Consider the following 20,806-nt stretch of genomic DNA (forward strand, 5'->3'; position numbering starts at 1 on the left):
GTTCCTACGCTTCCTCACTGGTTCTCCCTGGCTAGTCCTGCGGGAACATGCCCGACGGAACGCCCCTGCCGTCCCAGTTGAGCAGGTTGACCCTCGATGGGCGCTCGGCGTTGGCGGCCATCCCGCCGGTGGTCTGCCGGTGCTGCAGCGCATGGAAGGTCTCCACCGCCACCGGCACCGGCCCACCGCTGGCCTCGCCGAACGGACCCGACTCGTACATTCCGGGCCCGCCCTCGAACGACAATGAACACCCGGGCTCCTCCGCCCCGGGTATGCCCTCCGAGCTGTAGGCAGTCGGAATGACGTAGCGCTCCTCATATTTCGCGAGCGCCAGCAGCCGGTACATCTCGTAGGTCTGTTCCTCGGTCATGCCGACCGCGGCGGGAATGTGCGGTTGGGTCTGCCGGCCGAGGTTGATGTCGCGCATGTAGGACCGCATCGCGGCGAGACGGCGCAGCACCCCCTCGACGACGGCGGTGTCCCCGGCGGTGAACAACCCGGCCAGGTACTCGATCGGGATTCGCAGCGCCTCCAGCGCGCCGAACAGATTGCCGATGTCCTCGCCGTCGTGTCCGTCGCGGCTGACCGCGTCGACCACCGGGGACAGCGGCGGGATGTACCAGACCATCGGCACAGTGCGGAACTCCGGATGCAGTGGCAGCGCAACACCAAACGTGTGGATGAGCTTGTATATCGGAGAGCGTTGGGCCGCCTCGATCCATTCGTCGGAGATGCCCTCGGCACGGGCCCCGGCGATCACTTCCGGATCAGTCGGGTCCAGCAGGATCTGCCGCTGCGCCTCGTAGAGATCCTTGTCGTCGGGCACCGAGGCGGCCTCCAGCACCTTGTCGACGTCGTAGAGCACCAGCCCGAGGTAACGCAGCCGGCCCACACAGGTCTCCGAGCACACCGTGGGCAGCCCGACCTCGATGCGCGGGTAGCACAGCGTGCACTTCTCGGCCTTGCCGGTCTTGTGGTTGAAATACACCTTCTTGTAAGGGCATCCGGACACGCACATCCGCCAGCCGCGGCAGCGGTCCTGATCGACCAGCACGATGCCATCCTCGGACCGCTTGTACATTGCGCCCGACGGGCAGGACGCCACACACGCCGGGTTCAGGCAGTGCTCGCAGATCCGGGGCAGGTAGAACATGAAGGTCTGCTCGAGCTCGAGCTTGATCTGCTCGCTGACCTGCTTGAGGATCGGATCCCCCGGCACGATCTCCGGCGAGCCGGCCAGGTCGTCGTCCCAGTTCGCCGACCACGACACCTTCATGGGCTTGCCGGTGATCAGGCTTCGCGGCGGCGCGGTCGGGATGTGTTCGCCCAGGGGTGCCGAGGTCAGGTTCTCGTAGTCATACGTCCACGGCTCGTAGTAGTCCTCGATGGACGGCAGCTTCGGATTCGCGAATATCCGGGCCAGCTTGGCCAGCCGGCCGCCGTCACGCAGGCGCAGCCGGCCGCGCCGGTCCAGCTTCCACCCGCCACGCCAGCGCTCCTGATCCTGATAGGTGCGCGGGTAACCCTGCCCCGGACGAGTTTCGACGTTGTTGAACCAGACGTACTCGGTTCCGGCCCGGTTGGTCCACGCCTGTTTACAGGTGACCGAACAGGTTTGACACCCGATGCACTTGTCGAGGTTCATCACCATCGCCATCTGGGCCATGACCTTCACTGGTACTTCACCTCCTGCGAACGGCGGCGGACCACCGTCACCTCGTCGCGCTGATTTCCGGTGGGGCCGAGATAGTTGAAGGCGAACGAGTGCTGGGCATACCCGCCGGCCAGGTGGCTGGGCTTGACCAACAGCCGGGTCAGCGAATTGTGGATCCCGCCACGGGTCCCCGTGGTTTCGCTCAGTGGCACGTCGATGGTGCGTTCCTGGGCGTGGTAGACGTACACCACCCCCTCGGGCATCCGGTGGCTGACCACCGCCCGGCACACCAGCACCCCGTTGCGGTTCACCGCCTCGATCCAGTCGTTGTCGTTCACCTCGATCTTCGCGGCGTCGGCCGGGCTCATCCACATGGTCGGACCGCCCCGCGACAGCGACAGCATGAACAGGTTGTCCTGATACTCCGAGTGGATCGACCACTTGGAGTGCGGGGTCAGATACCGCACGGTCAGGCCGATTCCGTCGCGCCCCAGCTTGGATTCGCCGAACAATCTGGCCATGTCCAACGGTGGGCGGTAGATCGGCAACTGCTCGCCCAGTTCCTCCAACCAATCGTGGTCGACGTAGAAGTGCATGCGGCCGGTGAGCGTGTGGAAGGGCTTGAGCTCCTCGATGTTCACCGTGAACGGTGCGTAGCGGCGACCGCCGGTCTCACTGCCCGACCACTCCGGGCTGGTGATCACCGGCACCGGCCTGGCCTGGGTGTCGGCGTAGGTGATCCGGCGTTCCTCGTTACCGATGGCCAGATGGATGAGCTTGCGGCCGGTGCGCCGTTCGAGTTCGCGGAATCCCTCCACGGCCAGCCGGCCGTTGGAGGTGCCCGAGAGCGCCAGGATCACGTCGGCCATCCGCTCGGCGGTGGTGATCGCCGGGCGGCCCTGGCCGGCACCGGAATCCATCACTCCGAACTTCGCGGCGAGTTCGGCGACCTCCTGCTCCGGATGCGTGGTGACGCCCTTTGTGGTCAGCCCCAGGGTGTTGACCAGCGGGCCCAGGGTGGACCACTTGTCGGCGATCGCGGTGTAGTCGCGTTCCACCACCACCAGTGGGCCCATCGTCTTGCCCGGCACCGGCGTCTCACCGGTGGTCCGCCAATCGTGTTCGGTCCCACCGGGATAGGCCATCGCCCCCGGGGTGTCGTGTTGCAGCGTGCCCATCACCACGTCGGTGCGGGTGCCCAGATGCCGGGCGGCCAACGCACTGAAGGTGCGGGCGATCGCCCCGAAAGCCTCGAAATCCGAACGAGTTTCCCACGGCGGGTCGACAGCCGGGCTGAAGGCGTGGATGTACGGATGCATATCGGTGCTGGACAGATCGGCCTTCTCGTACCAGGTGGCCGCGGGCAGCACCACGTCAGAGAGCAGCGTCGTCGACGTCATCCGGAAGTCGATCGACATCAGCAGATCGAGCTTGCCTTCAGGGATGTCGTCGGTCCAGGCCACGTCGTTCGGCCGCAACTCCTCGACGGTGGGCTCGGCCTGTACGTTGGATGTCGTACCCAGCAGATGCCGTAAGAAGTACTCGTTGCCCTTGCTGGAGGAGCCCAGCAGATTGGCTCGCCAGATGTTGAGCACCCGCGGCCAGTTGGCCGGATTGTCCGGGTCGGTGACCGCGAGTTTCAGCCCGCCACTGGCCAATTGACCGGCCACATAGTCCGGAACCTCCTGGCCGGCGGCCTTGGCCTCGTCGGTCACATCCAGGCTGGACCGGTCGAACTGCGGGTAGAACGGCGTCCATCCCATGGCCACCGCCGAAGCCATCACATCCATCGTGTGCTTGTCGCGGAACCGTCCGCGGCCCACCGGACTGGACAGCGCGTCGGCACGGTACCCGTCGTAGCGCCACTGGTCGGTGTGGGCGTACCAGTACGACGTACCGGCCATCTGCCGCGGCGGTCGCGACCAGTCGGTGCCCATCGCCATGGCGGCCCATCCGGTGACAGGCCGGCACTTCTCCTGGCCCACGTAGTGGGCCCAGCCGCCGCCGTTGCGCCCCATCGAACCAGTGAGCAGCAGCAGCGCCAGCACGGCCCGGTAGGTGGCGTCGCCGTGGAACCACTGGCAGATGCCTGCGCCCATGATGATCATCGACCGGCCACCGGATTCCTCGGCGTTGCGGGCGAATTCGCGTGCCACCCGGATCGCCTGAGCGGCGGACACCCCGGTGATCTGCTCCTGCCAGGCCGGGGTGTAGGGCCGGGTGGCGTCGTCGTATCCTTCTGGCCAGTCACCCGGCAGGCCCGGCCGGCGCACGCCGTACTGGGCCAGCATCAGGTCGAACACCGTGCACACCAGGTGTTGCCCGACGCGCCGCACCGGCACACCACGCTGCAGCGTCGCGCCGCTACCGTCGACGGTGTCGAAGCGCGGCAGCGTGATCTCGGCGGTCTCGAAGCTGTCTCCCAACACGGTCAGCGCGGGGACCAGGTCTTCCAGGTCGAGGTTCCACTTTCCGAGACCGTCGTTGCCGTATCGGAATCCCAGCGAGCCCTGCGGGACCGCGACACTGTTGCTGGCCCCGTCGAGCAGAACGGGCTTGAACGCCGCGTTCTCCTGTTCTGCGATTACCCCGCCGAGGTCGGCGGCGGTGAGGTTCTTACGGGGCACCAGCACACCGCCACGCTCTTCGAGCTTCACCAGGAACGGCAGATCCGTGAACTTGCGGACGTAGTCGACGAAGTACGGAACCCGGTTCTGCACGAAGCACTGGTCGAGGATGACGTGGCCCATCGCCATGGCCAGCGCGCCGTCCGTGCCCGCCGCGCACGGCATCCACTCATCGGCGAACTTGGTGTTGTCGGCGTAATCCGGGCTGACCGTGACCACTTTGGTGCCCCGGTAACGCACCTCGGCCATCCAGTGCGCATCGGGGGTGCGTGTCACCGGGACATTGGAACCCCACATCATCAGATACGACGCGTCCCACCAGTCGCCCGATTCCGGGACGTCGGTCTGGTCCCCGAACACCTGCGGAGAGGCCACCGGAAGGTCGGCATACCAGTCGTAGAACGACGTCATCACGCCACCGAGGAGTTCGACGAACCGCGAACCGGCGGCGAACGACACCATCGACATCGCCGGGATCGGCGAGAATCCGGCCACCCGGTCCGGCCCGTAGGTCTTGATGGTGTGCACGTGCGCGGCCGCGATCATCTCGGTGGCCTCGGCCCAGCCCACGCGGACCAGACCACCCTTGCCCCGGGCCTGGTGATAGCGCCTGCGGCGCTCCGGATCGCCCTGAATGTCGGCCCACGCCAACACCGGATCCTTCAGGCGTGCCTTGGCCTCCCGGTACATCTCGACAAGCACGCCGCGCGCGTACGGGTAGCGCACCCGTGTCGGCGAGTAGGTGTACCACGAGAACGCCGCACCGCGCGGGCATCCGCGGGGCTCGTACTCGGGCCGGTCGGGCCCGACCGACGGATAATCGGTCTCCTGGGTTTCCCAGGTGATGATCCCGTCTTTGACGTAGATCTTCCAGGAACATGACCCGGTGCAGTTCACCCCGTGGGTCGAACGCACCACCTTGTCGTGACTCCACCGGTCGCGGTAGAAGACGTCGCCCTGACGGCCGCCCTGCCGAGTGACCGTCCTGAGGTCCTCGGAGAACTCACCGGCGGTGAAGAACCTGCCACTGCGCTCGAGCAACTCCTCGATCGACCCGCCGATGTGGGGCTTGGTCATTGACGCGCCTCCTTGGCCTGCTCGGGCTCATGAGCGTGGAGTCGGAGTGCGGTGTACCCGAACGCCAGCAGCGCCGTCGCCACGAGCAACAGCAACCCGACCGTGTAGTCGTGATCCACCGCGTCGTACGTCGCACCCATCACCAACGGCGGGAAGTAGCCGCCCAAACCGCCTGCGGCGGCGACGATGCCGGTGACCGAACCGACCTCCTTGGCCGGTGACCGGCGCGCGACCCAGGCGAAGACGCCGCCGGTGCCGATGCCCAGAAAGACGGCCAGGCCGATGAACGTCGCCGCCGACCACACGTCCGGCGGCGGCTGGAACACCGCGATGAATGCCAGCACGGCGGTCCCCGCGAATGATGTCAGCACCACGTACTTGGGCGGGATCCGGTCCGACAGCGCGCCGCCGATCGGCCGGGCCAGCACCGCGGCCAACGCGAATCCCGCTGTACGGCTACCGGCTTGGACGGCGGAGAATTCATACACATTCTTGATGTAGGTGGGCAGATAATTGCTGAACGCCACGAATCCGCCGAATACCACCGCGTACAGGAACGACATCTCCCATGTGACGGGAAGTTTCAGGGCCGACTTGAGTTTCGGCAGCACCGGATCGGTATTCGGCTGGAACACCGGTGAATTACGCATCACCACCAGACACAACACCGCGGTCAGCGCCAGGGCGACCGCGATGATGAGATGGGTGGGGAACAAGCCGAACCAGCGGACGAATCTCGGTGTGAAGAATGCCGACAACGCCGTGCCGACCATGCCCATACCGAACACACCGGTGGCATAGCCGCGGCGGGAGGGCTCATACCAGTTGTTCGCGAACGGGATTCCGACCGCGAAGATGGTGCCGGCGATGCCCAGGAAGAACCCGCACACCAACAACATCGGATACGACCTGGCCTCCCCCGCCGCCCCGACCGCCAACACCGGAACGATCGAGGCCAGTGTCACCGCCAGGAACATCGTGCGACCGCCGTACCTGTCGGTCAGCGCGCCGACTGCTACCCGGCCGAGCGAGCCGACCAGGATCGGAGTGGCGACAAGCATCGAAGCCTGCGTGCTGCTCAGCTTCATGTCGCCGGCGTAAGTAGTGGACAGCGGGCCGATCATGTTCCAGGCCCAGAAGTTGATGGCCGAGACCCAGGTGGCCAGCAAGAGATTGATTCTCTGCCCTTGGCCCAGGTACGGCGCAGTTGCCGTGGTCACCACAACAGCAAAACACCATGTTCGGCGCGGTCGCGTCATTTTGCCGGAAACGTTGCAGGCAGTTTCACGGAAATGTAATCCGCAACATGAGTATGCCGAAATTAATGTCGTTGCGGCTCCACCGATTAACTCGCGGGACCGACAGCAACGGCATCACGGATAGGACAGCAGGACCATTACCCGCCCCTCGGCCGGGGCCGCGGGAAAGGCATTCTCGTCCAAGCCGTAGTAGGTGAGCTGATCCTCGGTGAGATGATCGACCACCTTTCCCTGCGCCGCCAGGTGACCGTCGTCGACCCGCTTGAGCGCCCCGACGAAGTCGGGCACCGACAACGACTCGGCCAGCAACAGCGCCTGTCCGCCCGAGGGCAACTCGACCAACACTCCGGCACCCGAATAGTTGTTGCCGCCGCGGCCCGTCCCACGCGGGGCCCAGTACACCGGTTCGCCGATCACGCTGCCCCGCACCCGGCGGTACTGGCCTGCGGCGTCGACGCCGTCGGCCACCGTCACCTCCGGCAGCCCGGCGATCGTGCGCTTCTCCTGCCACCACATCCAGCCCAGCGGGATACCGACGATGGCGTACATCAACACCATGAGCATCAAAACCGGCTTCCAGGCGATCTCCCAGCTAAGCCGGCGCGACGACATCCCCTCGACCTCCGTGGCGAGTGCGCTCCGGCCGAAACGGAAGACGTACCAAGCCAATACGCGGGCCAGCGCCATCAACGCCAGGATCACCAGTCCGGCGATCCCGGCCACGCGCCAATAGAACGTCGCATCTCCGTGATTGACGGTGGCCAGCACCATCACCGCCGGGACCGGCGCGGTGAGTGTGAGCAGCAGGGCGTACGACGGGTGACTGGTGAGGTACCGGTAGTCGACCTTCCACGCCCGATTCCCCGCCATCACGGTGTAGTCGCCGACATCGGCATGCACCATGGGCGTCCACGAGCCGGACACCAGGCGCGGGCGGATCAGGTTGCGCACGAAGAAGAACCCACAGACCAGTGACACCGCCAACCCGCCCCAGAACACCCCGGGCACCGATCCGCCCGTGCCGGGAACCCCGAACCCGCCGCGGATGTCGACGACCTTCGCGACGAAGAAGGCCAACGGCAGTGCGAAGAAGAACTCCACCAGCCAGATCTGGATCAATTGCGGGATTCGCGAGCCTATCCGGTCGAACGCCAGCACACCTCGCCAGATGAACTGCAGCACCCGCATGTGCCCGAACAGTAATGTCCGCACCCGCCGCAGTGCGGCTATTCCAGTGCGGCACCCGAACGCAGCGTCGCGGCCAGGTCGGCCAGCCAGGCCCGATCGGCGGGCACCCACGGCAGGTCATCGAGCTCGTCGACCGTGACCCAGCGCAAGGCCCGGTGATCGTGCGGTTGTGGACTGCCCGAGGTGAGGGCCACCCGGTAGGCGCGCAGCGTCATACCCGCCTTCAGCGCGACGTCCACCCCGAGGCGGGCACCGACGGCCACCTCGACACCGAGCTCCTCGTATAGCTCGCGGGCCAGCGCGTCGGCGTCGGTCTCGCCGGCACCCACCTTGCCGCCGGGGAGTTCCCACAGACCGGCCAGCTCCGGGGGCCGCTGCCGTTGAGCGACCAACAGCCGAGCCGCCGAGAACAGTGCACCGGCCACCACGATCTGCGCATCCATCGCGCCCGACGGTATACCGTCGGGTATGGCCGTGTTATCGAACGATCAGGTCGACGCCGCACTGCCCGATCTGCCGGGCTGGGAACGCGCGGCGGGCGCCCTGCGCAGATCCACCAAATTTCCGACGTTCCTCGACGGCATCGACGCGGTGCGCCGCGTGGCCGAGTTCGCCGAGGAAAAAGACCATCATCCCGACATCGACATCCGCTGGCGCACAGTCACGTTCGCGCTGGTGACGCATTCTGCCGGCGGCATCACCGAAAAGGACGTCCAGATGGCCGAGGAGATCAACCGGATTCTGTCCGACCAGTCCGCGTAGGCCCGCTCGTCGGGGTTGCCGCGATCCAGGCCAGTGTCACCAGCGTCGCGACGATGTAGACCAGCCCGGCCCAGGCCAGGTACCACGGCCTGCCGATCACCCAGATCGTCGGCTGGGCGAAACTGAGCAGCCACGGCACGCCGACCAGCGTCAGCGCCAGCCAGCCCCAGCCCAGGATCCGCGCCCCCAACCGGTCGGCCAGCGGGCCGTGCAGCAACCAGATCATCAGCGGGATCAGCCAGACCCAGTGGTGCGTCCACGAAATCGGTGAAAGCAGCAACCCGAACAGGCTCACGATCACGATCGCTCCGAGTCGGTCGGCACTGCCGCCGACAGCCCGCCACGCCAGCACGGCAAGGACCGCGGTGACGGCGATGCCCAGCAGCACCGCCGGACCGTATCCGGCGTCATGGCCCAGGATTCGCGAGATCCCGCCGCGCCACGATTGATTGAACGACGTTCCGATCGGCCCGATCCGGCCGGCGTCACCGAGCAGTTCGGTGAAGTACCGGCGCGCCTCATCCCCGATCACCAACACCGAGAACGCGACCGTGCCGAAAAACACCACCGCCGAGAACACCGCGGTGCCCCACCGGCGCGCGCCGACGAAGTAGAGCCCCGACACCGCAGGCGTGAGCTTCACCCCCGCGGCCAGGCCGACCAGCAACCCCGACAGCCACCAGCGGTTGCTGTAGACGGCGTAGAGCACCGCGAGCACCAGGACCACGTTGATCTGTCCGTAGTCGAACGTGCTGCGCAGCGGCTCGGTCCAGATGCCGACGGCGGTCCACAGCATCGCGACACGCCGGGGCGCCGGCCCGCCGAGCAACAGCTGGCTGATCCGGACCACGCCGTACAGCGCCGCGACGATGCCGACCTGCCAACAGAACGCGACCAGCCCGAAGGGCAGCAGATGCAGCGGATAGAACACCACCGCGGCGAACGGCGGATAGGTGAAAGGCAGTGGGAAATCCGGCGTCTGGTCCGCGTAGACGTAGTCATAGAGCGCGCCCGCGTGGCCGTCCAGCGTGGCTGCGCCGCCGACATAGACGTGCAGGTCGACGAAATTGGCGCCGTTCGGGACGAGGTAGGTCCAGGCCAGTCGTGCCGCAATGCTGAGGACCAGCAACACAGGCGCCAGGCGGTAGAGCCGCGCGGTTGCTGAGACGTGGGTGGCCGGTTCGGTGTTAACGGACACGACTTTAGCGACCCGGCTCATCCGGTTCGGCATCCCAGGGGTTGGTCCCGCCGGCCGTATGTCACGTCAGAGTGGCTCCCGAGGGCGAGCGTCACGCTGGAGTGCCGAGACACCGCCACACTCGCCCACATCGTCACGCTGGAGTGGCTGCTGAGGTCGAGGGCCACTCCAGCGTGGCATTCGGGGTGACGCCTTCGCCTTGACGACGCTGGGCGGTGACGCCGGGCCCGCGCATCACGCCCGAGGCACTGCGCGATAACGAATTCGCCCGGTGCAGTAACGGTTGAATAACCGCCACACGTGTCACTTGAGTAACACCAGTAACTCGATAGTTTCGCCTTCAGACCACAAGCAACCGATTGGGAGAACCATGATCTTCACCTGGAAAGCACTTTCCACCAGCATGATCGCGGCCGCCGGCGCAGTCCCGGTCGCGTTGGCCCTCAGTGCCACAGCGAACGCCGAACCGGTGGCACCGGCCCCGGCGATCCCCGGCGCGCCGAACCTGCCGATCGTCAACCAACTCGCCAACGTGCCGGCAGCCGCGCCCCAGCTGCTGCAGGGCGTGAGCTCCGCACTGACCGGCGCCCCCGCCGCCGCACCGGCGCCGGCCCCGTCGGCCACTGCATCGGTGACCCTCCCGCAGGCGCCCACTGCCGTGACGCCGGCGGCGGCCAACGCGCCCCTGGGATCGTTGGTTCCGGGCCGCAGCTCCGGCAGTGGCGGCTCCCGCGGCCGCGGCCCCCGGAATGAGCAACCCGGGTGTCGCAGCGCTGGCTCCGCTGCTGACCGCCGGCCTGCCCTGATCCCCGAACTGGTCTGACCGCCCGAAACGATTGGGAAAGCCATGTCACCGCGTAAGTCCCTGAAACTGATGTTCGGCACCGCCGCCGCAATCGGGTCCACCACCCTGTTGCTGTTCAGCAGCGCCGTCGCCAATGCCGACCCGGCACCGCTGCCGATCGACAACCTGCAGGCCCCCGGCCTGCCGGCGATGGAGAACCTGAGCCCGATCATCCAGCAGGCTGCGGCCGACCCGGGTGGCGCGGTGCAGCTGCTGATGGCAGCCGCGCAGGCCTTCGCGGCCAACAAGTCGGAAACGGCGGAATCCCGCAACGTCGCGACGGCGGTCAACCACTTCGCAGCACAGCCCGTCGCCGCACCCGAGCATGTTCCCGCTCTGGGTGCCGGCAACGACGCTCACCTGCCGATGGGTGTCGACCCGGCCCATGCGGCCGGGCCGGCCCCTGAGGCACTGCCCGCTCCGGCGCCCGCCCCGGCTCCGGAAGCTGCTCCGGCTCCCGCACCCGCACCGGCTCCCGAAGCGGCGCCCGCGCCCGGGGCTGTTCCGGCGGCGGCCACCATCCCGGCACCTGCTCCTGAAGCTCTGCCGGCCCCGGCCCCCACGCCTCCTCCTGGCTTCGGACCCGATGCCCCGACGACGCAGGACTTCATGTACCCGTCGATCAGCAACGGATGCCTCAAGGACGGCGGAAACGTTCTGGCGACGGCGATTTCAGTGGCCGGCCCGGCCACGATTCCGCTGCCCGGCCCGAAAGCCGGCCAGACCGCGTACGTGTTCACCGCGATCGGCACGCCCGGCCCGGCCGCCGAGCAAAAGCTGCCGCTGAACGTCACGTGGGTGAACCTGACCACCGGCAAGTCCGGCAGCGCGACGCTTCAGCCGCGCTCGGACATCAACCCCGAAGGGCCGACCACGCTGACCGCCATCGCCGACACCGGCTCCGGCAGCATCATGTCGACGATCTTCGGCCAGGTCACCACGACCGAGAAGCAGTGCCAGTTCATGCCCACCATCGGATCCACGGTGGTGCCCTGACCACACCATATGAATGGGGAAACGAAATTCCCGGTCGCTGGCCTGATGGCCGGCGACCGGGAATTTTGTGTAGGGCTGAAAGCTGGGCCTAGTAGGCCATGAAGAGGATCATTTCGCGGTCGTACTCACGCCCGGGGTGCTGCTGGGCCAGATGGGCCTGTGCCTTCTCCACCAGGTCGTCCTCGTCGGTCCCGCTGATCGCTTCGCCACAAGGGCAGTTCAGATGTGTCTTCGCCATATGTTCACCATTGCATAGGTAGCCCAGCTTTCAAGCCCGAGTCGCTCAAGACTTGGCGGCCTTGGCTTCTTTCGCGGCGGCCTTCATCTGCTTCTTGTACGTGCGGACCTTCTGCAACGACCCGGGATCCACCACGTCGGCCACCGACATGAAACTGCCCGCCGCGCCGTAATCCCCTGCCGCCTCACGCCAGCCCTTCGGTGTCACACCGTACTGCTTGCCCAACAGCGCCAAGAAGATCCGGGCCTTCTGATCACCGAACCCGGGCAGCCGTTTGAGCCGGCGCAGCACCTCTTTGCCGTCCGGATCGCCGCCGGTCCACAGCGCCGTCACGTCACCGTCGTACTCGTCGACGATGGCCCGCGCGAGGTCCTGCACCCGCTTGCCCATCGACCCCGGAAACCGGTGGATGGCAGGGGTTTGCGACACCAGCTCGATGAATGCGTCCGGGTTGTAGTCGGCGATCTCGCGCGCATCGACGCCACCGAGACGGTCGGCGATCTTCTTGGGCCCGGCGAACGCCGTCTCCATCGGGATCTGCTGGTCCAACAACATCCCGACCAAGAGCGCGAACGGGTTGGACTCCAGCAGAGCGTCGGCCTCCGGATCTTGGACTAGCTGCAGTTTTCCCACGTCGCCAGTTTAGGGCTCCGCGCTGCCGACGGGTCAGCCGTGCGCGCCCGGGTCGTAGTAGTCACGCCACCCCGTGATCTTGCCGTCCGCCACCTCGAACGCACCCATGACGGGCAACTCGATCTTCTTGCCGTCGGTGAAGGTGAAGGCGTCGACCCGCTCGGTCAGCACGACGTCGCCGTTGGTCGCGATGTTGACCAGCCGAAGCTCGGCGAACGTTATCCGGGCAACCCAGTCGGTCACCGCCACCCGGATCTCTTCGATGCCGCGCAAGGTCACCGTGCTCTGGGCAACCCAGACGGCGTCCGGCGCAAACGGTGCCACGATCTGCTCGACGTCCAGGGTCGACCATGCTTCGAGTTCGGCACGCACCGACTGTTCTGGGGTCACGCGCCCAGTACAACATCGCTTTCGGCGAGATTCTCGCGAATGCCCGGGTCATGGGGATTTTGACGCCTGTGTCGGCACGGTGTGCGAATGTGTACGCGATAACCGGTGGATATGCCCATAGGAGATGGACATGAGACGCGTCGTTGCACTTCTATTTGCAGCGGTGGCTACCGCGATTGCCTTGGCGGCCCCGGCCGGCGCCATTCCCGATCAGGGCACGCCGGAGTTCGACAACTACATGCAGGGCCTGGAACGCAACGGCTTCCACCTGAATCCCGACACTGCATGGCGCGTCGCGCACCAGGCCTGCATGGGCGGCATCCCGGGATACATCAGTTGGGAGCTGGCTGCCCAGGGCGTTCTCGGTCCGGGTTCGGAGCAGCGTGTGTACGACGTGGCCAGAAAGTACGCCTGCCCCGTTCAATAGGTGACCTAGCTGCGGTTTCGCCGGATGGCCATCTAAGGTTGGCCGCACGATGTCCGGCGAAGTTGCAGTCGCGCTGGCCCTGGCGCTGATCCTGGCGGCGGTCGCCGCCGTCGTCGTGGTGCGCACCCGAAGAGTGGTCGCCACCCCCACCGAACGCGCCGTGCACGCCGCGCTGCACACCGCCGCCCAGGCCGCACGCGCGCTGCGGCAGGGCCTGGACACCGAATCCGCCCAGACCGCCGCGCCCTACCTGCGCGAGCTCACCGGCACCGCCGGCCTGGCCCTGTTCGATGACGACGCGGCGCTGCTTGCCCGCGATCATGACGACGAGTCGATCTGGCAGTCCGGGACCGTCGACGTCTGCGCCGACACCGCACGGGAGTCGATAAGCGCCGGGCGCCGGGTCCTGCACACGGCACGTTCGACGGCGGTCGTGGCCCAGCCGCTGCTGACCGAGGGTGGTGAGGTGCTCGGCGCCCTGGTCGTGCTGACACCGGCCGGCCCCGGCCCGGGCATGCTCGGCGCGGTCGGCGAGGTGGCCCGCTACGCGGCCAGCCAGCTCGAGCTCGCCGAGCTCGACGCGTCGCGCGCCCGTTTGGATCGGGCTGAGGTGCTGGCACTGCGCGCCCAGATCAGTCCGCACTTCATCTACAACGCGCTCAACACGATTGCGTCGTTTGTCCGCACCGACCCCGACCGGGCCCGCGAACTGATCCTCGAATTCGCCGACTTCACCCGCTACTCGTTCCGCGCGGCCGGGCAGTACACCACGCTGGCCGACGAGCTGCGCAACATCGACCGCTACCTCACCCTGGAGCGCGCACGATTCGGCCCCAACCTGAAGGTGCGGCTGCAGGTGGCACCCGAGGTCCTCAACGTCGTGGTGCCGTTTCTGGCGCTACAACCCTTGGTGGAGAACGCGGTACGGCACGGGCTGGCCGGGACCGGCGGCGGATCGGTGGAGATCGTCGCGCGCGACGCCGGCACCGAATGCGTGATCACCGTCGAAGACGACGGCGCAGGCATGGACCCGGAGCGGCTGCGCGCCGGGCCCGGCGACGCGTTGGCCGACCGCACCGGCGAATCGGCCCATGTCGGGCTGACCAATGTGGACCATCGGCTGCGCGCGGCATTCGGCAACGACTACGGTCTGGTGGTCGAGACAGCGGTCGGTGCCGGCACCAAAGTGGTGATGCGCGTGCCGAAGTTCCGCTCGGGAGTGCGAGCCAGCGGAGGTGCGTTCGGATGAGTTCTGGCCTGACCGTGCTCGCCGTCGACGACGAGGCACCCGCACTCGACGAGCTGGCCTACCTGCTGGGCCGGCATCCCGACATCGGCGAGGTCCACACCGCATCCGACGCCACCTCGGCGCTGCGCGAACTCAACCAGCACGCCATCGACGCGGTGTTCCTCGACATCAACATGCCCGGCCTGTCGGGCATCGAATTGGCCGGTGTGCTGGCCAATTACACGAACCGGCCCGCCGTGGTGTTCGTGACCGCCCACGAGGACAAGGCCGTGGCCGCCTTCGACGTCGGCGCCGTCGACTACCTGCTCAAGCCGATCCGGCAGAACCGCCTCGACGAGGCCGTGCGCCGGGTCGCCTCCGCGGCGCCGAAAGCCGCCGCCGAACCGGCCGGACCGGCACAGTCCGAGGACCGGGACTGGAATGTGGTCCCCGCCGAGCTGGGCGGTATCACCCACCTGGTGCCCCGCGACAGCATCGGCTGGGTCGAGGCCGAGGGCGACTATGCCCGGCTGCACTCGGCCACCGGCGCCCATCTGGTCCGAATCCCGTTGAGCACCTTGGAAACCCGTTGGCGCGACCACGGATTCCAGCGAATCCACCGGTCCTACCTGGTGTCACTGCGACAGGTCACCGGACTCCGCACCGCCGACGGCGCGGTGCTGGTCCGGCTGCGCGCCAACGGATCCTCCCCCGCCGTGGAACTGCCGGTGAGCCGACGTCAGGCCCGCGAACTGCGCGACCGGTTGGTCCGCGACCCGATGCGCAATCTCAAGCCGGCGGGCACCGATGAGTGACCGGCCCACTCCGCAACGGCAGCGGGTCGTGCTCGCCCACCGCCGCGGCACCCGCATGGTCCGCACCCGCGTCGAGGTTCAGGAGCAGACGCAGGTGGGCGACGCCCTGGTGCGGGGCCTGGTGCGGACGCAACTCGGGCTCGCGCTGCGGTTGGCGGCAGTGGTGGTGACGATCGTCGTCGCCCTCGTACTGCTCAATGCCGCCGTCCCCGATCTGGCCGCGCTCACCGTGTTCGGGATCCGGCTCAACTGGCTGATCCTGGCCGGGCTGCTGTACCCGCTGCTGTACGGGGTGGGGCGGCTGTATGTGCGGCTGGCCGAACAGGGCGAGCGCGACTTCGTCCGCGTCGTCGACAGCGAACCATGACCGGCGCACCGCTGACGGCCGCCGCCCTGCTGGCCTCCGTGGTGGCCACCATCGCCATCGGCGCGTACGGAGTCCGGTTGTCGCGCACCACCTCCGACTTCCTGGTGGCCTCCCGCAGCGTCGGGCCGCAGTGGAATGCCGCTGCGATCTCCGGCGAATACCTCTCGGCCGCTTCATTTCTGGGGGTAGCCGGGCTGATCGCGAAATACGGCGCAGACGCGCTGTGGTACCCGGTCGGTTTCACCGCAGGATATCTGGGTGTGCTGTTGTTCGTGGCCGCGCCTCTGCGCCGCTCCGGGGCCTATACCGTGCCCGATTTCGCCGAGTTCCGGCTCGGATCGGCCCGGCTGCGCAAGGTGGCGATGCTCGTCGTCGTGGTGATCTGCCTGTTCTATCTCGCCCCGCAGTATCAGGGCGCCGGTCTGGCCCTGAAAACGCTTCTGGGCGTTCCGGTCTGGGTCGGCCCGCTGCTGGTCGCCGCGATCGTCATCACCAACGTGGTGGCCGGCGGCATGCGGTCGATCACGTTCGTGCAGGCGTTCCAATACTGGCTCAAGCTCACCGCCGTCGCGGTCCCGGCGCTGGCGCTGCTCGGGCTGTTCATCAACGATCGCGGCGAATTGGGTGGACCGCTGCCGCCGACGGTGCAGCAACAGACCACCGTGCAGATCGAAAACGATGTCATGGTCCAGGTGATCGACCCGGCAGGCATCACCGTGTCCGGCGATCTCGACGGCCGCCACGTCGAATCCGCCACGATCACCGTGCCGGGGCAACACACCCTCGGCGCGGGCACCACGCTGACGCTGGCGGCCGGCGCCGCCACACCCGTGGTAGCCGGCACCCCGGGCACCGGCAGCGAGTGGATCGCCTCGGGCGGCGGCCTGGGCGGCGGTCATCCGCTGTACCAGGTGTTGTCGATCATCGTCGCGACATTCCTGGGCACAATGGGTCTGCCGCATGTGCTGGTCCGCTTCTACACCAACCCCGACGGGCGGGCGGCCCGGCGCACCGCACTCGCGGTGGTGGCGCTGCTGTCGGCGTTCTACTTCTTCCCGATTCTGCTCGGCGTGTTCTCCCGGTTGTACGTCCCGCAGCTGCTGATCACCGGAACCGCCGATGCCGCAGTGCTATTGGCACCGGGCGCCGCCGTCGGCGGGATCGGCGGCCAACTGCTCGCCGCACTGGTGGCCGCCGGTGCGATCGCGGCGTTTCTGGCCACCTCGTCGGGGCTGCTGATCAGTATCGCCGGCGCATTGGCCACCGATGTGCTGCGCGGCCGGGTGCGCGATTTCCGGATCGCCGCGGTGGTCGGCGGCCTGATCCCGATTCCGTTGTCGCTGATGGTGTCCGGGCTGGAGCTGTCGCGCAGTGTCGGTCTGGCCTTCGCCGTCGCGGCCTCGACGCTGTGCCCGCTGTTGGTACTCGGGATCTGGTGGCGCGGCCTGACCGTCGTCGGCGCGGCCTGCGGGCTCGTGGTGGGGGGATGCGTGTGCGGCGGCGCGGTGCTCGTCGCGATCACCGGCGGCGTCGACGACGCGGTGCTCGGCGGGTGGCCCGCGGTGATGGTCGGTTACCCCGCGGCGGTCAGCGTGCCGATCGCCTTCCTCACCATGATCGTCGTCAGCCTGTTCACCCACCCGACTCCCGGCGTCGCGCAGATCTTCGCGCGCATGCACGTGCCGGAGCGCCTCGGCCTGGGCGTCGAGCGGGTCCCGGCGGGCTGACCGCCTGCCGCTCAGCCCCGACGACCGACCGTTCAACGCAACGATGGCCGAATTCGGCGTATCGACGGCGATACCACTCCTGTGTGACCCACCTCTCAATTAGGTTCAGTGCCCATCCGCTTTGCACAGCCAACTGTCAGGAGCCCTCGGTGCCCGAAACCGACCTTTCCGAGAGGATTGCCCCCACTGGCGAGCAGTTCCTCGCCATGCAGGCAAGTCCCGAATTCCAGGAACTACGTACCAGACTGCGCCGCTTCGTCTTTCCCATGACCGCGTTCTTCCTGGTCTGGTATGGCCTCTACGTCGCCCTCGGCGCTTTCGCCCACGACTTCATGGCCATCCGGGTTTTCGGCAACATCAACGTCGGCTTGTTGATCGGGTTGGGCCAGTTCCTGACCACATTCGTGATCACCGGGCTCTACGTGCGCTTCGCCAACAGGGAGTTCGACCCGCGGGCCACGGCTATCCGTGAAGAACTGGAAGGCGCCTGATGACCATCACGACCCTCGCCGCCGAAACCGTCGGCAACCCGGCCGCCAACATCGGCATCTTCAGCCTGTTCGTCGTCGTCACGATGATCGTGGTGATCAAGGCCAGCAAGCGCAACGCCACCGCCGACGAATTCTTCACCGGTGGTCGCGGCTTCTCCGGCCCGCAGAACGGCATCGCCATCGCCGGCGACTACCTGTCGGCGGCCAGCTTCCTCGGCATCGCCGGAGCCATCGCCGTGTACGGCTATGACGGATTCCTCTACTCCATCGGCTTCCTGGTGGCCTGGCTGGTGGCCCTGCTGCTGGTCGCCGAATTGCTGCGCAACACCGGCAAATTCACCATGGCCGACGTGCTGAGCTTCCGGCTCAAGCAACGGCCGGTGCGGCTGGCCGCGGCCATCTCCACGCTGACGGTGTCCCTGTTCTACCTGTTGGCCCAGATGGCCGGCGCGGGCGGTTTGGTCGCCCTGCTGCTCGACGTCAACAGCCGGGCCGGACAGTCGATCGTGATCGCCGTCGTCGGCGTCCTGATGATCGTCTACGTCCTCGTCGGCGGTATGAAGGGCACCACCTGGGTACAGATCATCAAGGCCGTGCTGCTGATCGCCGGTGCCGGACTGATGACCTTCATGGTGCTCAGCAAGTTCGGGCTGAACTTCTCCGAAATCCTCGGCTCGGCGCAGTCGGCGATTTCCGAGGCCACCACCAAGGGCGTGTCCGGCCGCGACGTGCTGGCCCCGGGCGCACAGTACGGCGGATCGCTCACCTCGCAGATCAACTTCATCTCGCTGGCGCTGGCGTTGGTGCTCGGCACCGCGGGCCTGCCGCACGTGCTGATGCGCTTCTACACCGTGCCGACCGCGAAAGAGGCTCGGCGGTCAGTGGTCTGGGCGATCGCGCTGATCGGTGCCTTCTACCTGTTCACCTTGGTGCTCGGCTACGGCGCGGCCGCGTTGGTCGGACCCGACCGGATCCTCGGTGCGGCCGGCGGCGTCAACTCCGCGGCGCCCCTGCTGGCGTTCGAACTCGGCGGGGTGATCCTGCTCGGCGTCATCTCGGCAGTGGCGTTCGCGACCATCCTGGCGGTCGTGGCCGGCCTGACCATCACGGCGTCGGCTTCCTTCGCCCACGACATCTATGCCTCAGTGCTCAAGTCCCACAAGGTGACCGAGGACGAGCAGGTGCGGGTCTCCCGTATCACCGCGGTCGTGCTGGGCGTGTTCGCGATCGGACTGGGCATCCTGGCCAACGGCCAGAACGTGGCGTTCCTGGTCGCCCTGGCATTCGCCGTGGCCGCCGCGGCCAACCTGCCGACGATCCTGTACTCGCTGTACTGGAAGCGGTTCAACACCCGCGGCGCACTGTGGAGCATGTACGGCGGCCTGATCTCGACCATCGTGCTGATCGTGTTCTCCCCCGCCGTGTCCGGCAGCAAGACGGCCATGATCCCCGGTGCCGACTTCGCGTACTTCCCGCTGGCCAACCCGGGCATCGTGTCCATTCCACTGGCGTTCGCGCTCGGCATCATCGGCACGCTCACCTCGCGCGACACCGGGGACGCCGTGCTCAACGCCGAGATGGAAGTGCGGTCGCTGACCGGAGTGGGCGCCGAGAAGGCCGTCGCACACTAGGCAGGGAAGCTCAAGCGCCCCCGGGACGTTTCAATGGCACATGCCCAACTCCCGGGGGCGTTTCGCCTTTCCCCTCCTCGCGTACGCGTTCGCCGCGATCATGGTGGGGACCACGCTGCCCACCCCGATGTACGCGCTGTACGCCGAGCACATGCATTTCGCGGTCCTGACCACCACCGTCATCTACGCCACGTACGCCGGCGGCGTGCTGTTCGCGCTGCTGGTGTTCGGCCGCTGGTCTGACGCCGTGGGCCGGCGACCCATGCTGCTGGCCGGTGTGGCAGCAGCCCTGGCCAGCGCCGCGGTGTTCCTGGTCGCCGACTCGGTCCCGACGCTGCTGATCGGACGGGTGCTCTCCGGCCTGTCGGCGGGTCTCTTCCCCGGAACCGCCACTGCGGCCGTCATCGAGGCTGCCCCACCGGCCTGGAAGACCCGGGCCGCGGCCGTGGCGACCGTGGCCAACATCGGCGGCCTCGGCGCAGGTCCGCTGCTGGCCGGCCTGCTGGTGCAGTACGCGCCGCAACCACTTCACCTGCCGTTCGTCGTGCACATCGGACTGGCCCTGCTGGCCGGTATCGCGGTGCTGGTGGTCCCCGAGACCTCGTCGCGCACCGGCCGGATCGGGTTGCAGCGCCTGTCGGTGCCCGCTGAGGTGCGGACCGTGTTCGTCATCGCCGCGCTGGCGGCCTTCGCCGGATTCGCGGTCACCGGGCTGTTCACGGCGGTCGCGCCGTCGTTCCTGTCCACGGTGATCGGTATCGGCAACCACGCGGTGGCCGGTGCGATCGCCTGCACCATCTTCGCGTCCTCGGCATTGACCCAGATCGCCGCCAATCGCATGGCCGCCGAGCGGGCGGTCGCAGTGGGGTGCGCCCTGCTGATCGCGGGGATGACGATCCTGACTGCGGCACTGCACTTTTCGTCGCTGGCCGGCCTGATCGCGGCCGCGGTGGTGTCCGGTGTCGGCCAGGGCATGAGTTTCAGCCGCGGGCTGGCCGCGGTGGTCGAGCGGGCGCCGGCCCAACGCCGCGCCGAGGTCAGCTCCACCTACTTCGTCGTCGCCTACGTCGCCATCTCACTGCCGGTGATCGGTGAAGGCTTGGCCGCGCAATCCCTGGGGCTGCGCACCGCCGGGGTGACTTTCGCGATCGCCGTCGCACTGCTGGCCGCCATCTGCCTGGCGGCGATCCTGGTCGCCGAGTCCCGGGAGAAGTTGAGTGCTTCTACCTAGGGACTACGCAGCCGCGGGACCAT

Annotated in this window: 20 protein-coding genes; 11 read left to right on the plus strand and 9 right to left on the minus strand. The window is 67.5% G+C overall.

The genetic code is table 11. The features are described 5' to 3' along the window. Positions 1-31: 31 nt before the first annotated feature. The 5 genes from narH to BN2156_RS25550 all read right to left on the minus strand — a co-directional run bounded on the left by narH (position 32) and on the right by BN2156_RS25550 (position 8,248). Complete coding sequence (gene narH, locus BN2156_RS25530; protein WP_090517802.1) at positions 32-1,675, minus strand: nitrate reductase subunit beta; 1,644 nt, start codon at positions 1,673-1,675, stop codon at positions 32-34. Then, a complete protein-coding gene (locus BN2156_RS25535; RefSeq protein WP_162490964.1) occupies positions 1,672-5,358 on the minus strand; it encodes a nitrate reductase subunit alpha in 3,687 nt (1,228 codons plus the stop codon). The genes narH and BN2156_RS25535 overlap by 4 nt, the downstream gene beginning before the upstream one ends. Next, positions 5,355-6,578 carry a nitrate/nitrite transporter gene (locus tag BN2156_RS25540; RefSeq protein WP_090518545.1) on the minus strand — a complete coding sequence of 408 codons (1,224 nt, stop codon included), beginning with the start codon at positions 6,576-6,578 and terminating at the stop codon, positions 5,355-5,357. The genes BN2156_RS25535 and BN2156_RS25540 overlap by 4 nt, the downstream gene beginning before the upstream one ends. 153 nt (positions 6,579-6,731) lie before the next feature. Then, positions 6,732-7,829, minus strand: coding sequence for a hypothetical protein (locus BN2156_RS25545; RefSeq protein WP_235625498.1), 1,098 nt, complete (start codon positions 7,827-7,829; stop codon positions 6,732-6,734). Positions 7,830-7,843: 14 nt separating this feature from the next. Continuing rightward, positions 7,844-8,248 carry a (deoxy)nucleoside triphosphate pyrophosphohydrolase gene (locus tag BN2156_RS25550; protein ID WP_090517804.1) on the minus strand — a complete coding sequence of 135 codons (405 nt, stop codon included), beginning with the start codon at positions 8,246-8,248 and terminating at the stop codon, positions 7,844-7,846. Positions 8,249-8,273: 25 nt separating this feature from the next. Between BN2156_RS25550 and BN2156_RS25555 the strand changes: the two genes are divergently transcribed. Then, on the plus strand, positions 8,274-8,567 hold the full coding sequence (locus BN2156_RS25555) for a 4a-hydroxytetrahydrobiopterin dehydratase (RefSeq protein ID WP_090517805.1): 294 nt from the start codon (positions 8,274-8,276) through the stop codon (positions 8,565-8,567). Here BN2156_RS25555 and BN2156_RS25560 read toward each other — a convergent pair. Beyond that, a complete protein-coding gene (locus BN2156_RS25560; protein WP_090517806.1) occupies positions 8,536-9,798 on the minus strand; it encodes a mannosyltransferase in 1,263 nt (420 codons plus the stop codon). The two genes, BN2156_RS25555 and BN2156_RS25560, sit on opposite strands and share 32 nt — an antisense overlap. Before the next feature lie 337 nt (positions 9,799-10,135). Between BN2156_RS25560 and BN2156_RS25565 the strand changes: the two genes are divergently transcribed. Then, positions 10,136-10,588 carry a hypothetical protein gene (locus tag BN2156_RS25565; protein ID WP_328287104.1) on the plus strand — a complete coding sequence of 151 codons (453 nt, stop codon included), beginning with the start codon at positions 10,136-10,138 and terminating at the stop codon, positions 10,586-10,588. Positions 10,589-10,612: 24 nt separating this feature from the next. Beyond that, entirely contained in the window at positions 10,613-11,605 is a 993-nt protein-coding gene (locus tag BN2156_RS25570) for an Rv1157c family protein (protein WP_090517807.1), read from the plus strand. Between the two features lie 88 nt (positions 11,606-11,693). Here BN2156_RS25570 and BN2156_RS25575 read toward each other — a convergent pair whose 3' ends face one another. The 3 genes from BN2156_RS25575 to BN2156_RS25585 are packed head-to-tail and all read right to left on the minus strand — an operon-like array spanning position 11,694 to position 12,866. Further along, entirely contained in the window at positions 11,694-11,843 is a 150-nt protein-coding gene (locus tag BN2156_RS25575) for a DUF1059 domain-containing protein (RefSeq protein WP_003882209.1), read from the minus strand. 45 nt (positions 11,844-11,888) lie between these two features. After that, positions 11,889-12,476 (minus strand): HhH-GPD-type base excision DNA repair protein, encoded by a 588-nt coding sequence (locus BN2156_RS25580; RefSeq protein ID WP_090517808.1) that lies wholly within the window; start codon positions 12,474-12,476, stop codon positions 11,889-11,891. Between the two features lie 33 nt (positions 12,477-12,509). Then, positions 12,510-12,866 carry a limonene-1,2-epoxide hydrolase family protein gene (locus BN2156_RS25585; RefSeq protein ID WP_090517809.1) on the minus strand — a complete coding sequence of 119 codons (357 nt, stop codon included), beginning with the start codon at positions 12,864-12,866 and terminating at the stop codon, positions 12,510-12,512. Between the two features lie 124 nt (positions 12,867-12,990). Here BN2156_RS25585 and BN2156_RS25590 point away from each other — a divergent pair, with 124 nt between their 5' ends. The 8 genes from BN2156_RS25590 (at position 12,991) to BN2156_RS25625 (ending at position 20,783) form a co-directional block, all read left to right on the plus strand. Beyond that, the gene (locus BN2156_RS25590; protein ID WP_162490965.1) at positions 12,991-13,293 is read left to right on the plus strand and encodes a DUF732 domain-containing protein; all 303 of its coding nucleotides are present in this window, start codon (positions 12,991-12,993) and stop codon (positions 13,291-13,293) included. 49 nt (positions 13,294-13,342) lie between these two features. Continuing rightward, positions 13,343-14,542, plus strand: a complete 1,200-nt coding sequence (locus tag BN2156_RS25595; RefSeq protein WP_090517810.1) for a sensor histidine kinase — start codon at positions 13,343-13,345, stop codon at positions 14,540-14,542. Next, entirely contained in the window at positions 14,539-15,336 is a 798-nt protein-coding gene (locus BN2156_RS25600; RefSeq protein WP_090517811.1) for a LytR/AlgR family response regulator transcription factor, read from the plus strand. Before BN2156_RS25595 ends, BN2156_RS25600 begins: the two co-directional genes overlap by 4 nt. Beyond that, positions 15,329-15,703 carry a hypothetical protein gene (locus tag BN2156_RS25605; protein WP_162490966.1) on the plus strand — a complete coding sequence of 125 codons (375 nt, stop codon included), beginning with the start codon at positions 15,329-15,331 and terminating at the stop codon, positions 15,701-15,703. Before BN2156_RS25600 ends, BN2156_RS25605 begins: the two co-directional genes overlap by 8 nt. Next, positions 15,700-17,430: a sodium/solute symporter gene (locus BN2156_RS25610; protein WP_090517812.1), complete on the plus strand. Its 1,731-nt coding sequence runs from the start codon at positions 15,700-15,702 to the stop codon at positions 17,428-17,430. Before BN2156_RS25605 ends, BN2156_RS25610 begins: the two co-directional genes overlap by 4 nt. A gap of 149 nt (positions 17,431-17,579) precedes the next feature. Continuing rightward, positions 17,580-17,921, plus strand: coding sequence for a DUF485 domain-containing protein (locus BN2156_RS25615; protein ID WP_090518548.1), 342 nt, complete (start codon positions 17,580-17,582; stop codon positions 17,919-17,921). After that, the gene (locus BN2156_RS25620; RefSeq protein ID WP_090517813.1) at positions 17,921-19,552 is read left to right on the plus strand and encodes a monocarboxylic acid transporter; all 1,632 of its coding nucleotides are present in this window, start codon (positions 17,921-17,923) and stop codon (positions 19,550-19,552) included. Before BN2156_RS25615 ends, BN2156_RS25620 begins: the two co-directional genes overlap by 1 nt. Positions 19,553-19,592: 40 nt before the next feature. After that, complete coding sequence (locus tag BN2156_RS25625) at positions 19,593-20,783, plus strand: MFS transporter (protein ID WP_090517814.1); 1,191 nt, start codon at positions 19,593-19,595, stop codon at positions 20,781-20,783. Positions 20,784-20,806 lie beyond the last annotated feature (23 nt).

The sequence above is a fragment of the Mycolicibacterium neworleansense genome (genome assembly GCF_001245615.1).
GTDB classification, from domain to species: domain Bacteria; phylum Actinomycetota; class Actinomycetes; order Mycobacteriales; family Mycobacteriaceae; genus Mycobacterium; species Mycobacterium neworleansense.